Consider the following 285-nt stretch of genomic DNA (forward strand, 5'->3'; position numbering starts at 1 on the left):
TCGATGGGTATTGGTAACGATGGAAATGATGACTTAGTGGTACAGTCGATTTCCCCTCGAATTAATATCAGCGGTACTCAAGACATGGGAAATGGCTTCAAGGCTGACTTCAAGGGGGAATGGGGCTTCCGTCCTTTGAAAGATACTGATGCAAATGGTAATGAAAAAGATGCGTTTTTTACTCGTTTGGGTTACATCGGTGTTTCTCATGATACCTGGGGACGAGCATCAGGCGGTACAGAGTGGTCGCCATATTATTCTGTAGCTGGTATCGCAGATATGCCA

At 45.3% G+C, this 285-nt stretch carries 1 protein-coding gene; it reads left to right on the plus strand.

All coding sequences use genetic code 11. From position 1 onward, the window contains the following. Positions 1 to 285: porin (locus AB4585_RS29540; RefSeq protein WP_372172399.1), on the plus strand; the 285-nt coding region annotated here is incomplete at both ends.

Origin of the sequence: Vibrio sp. 10N.222.49.C9, assembly GCF_041474985.1 — a bacterium.
In the GTDB taxonomy this organism is placed as follows: domain Bacteria; phylum Pseudomonadota; class Gammaproteobacteria; order Enterobacterales; family Vibrionaceae; genus Vibrio; species Vibrio crassostreae_C.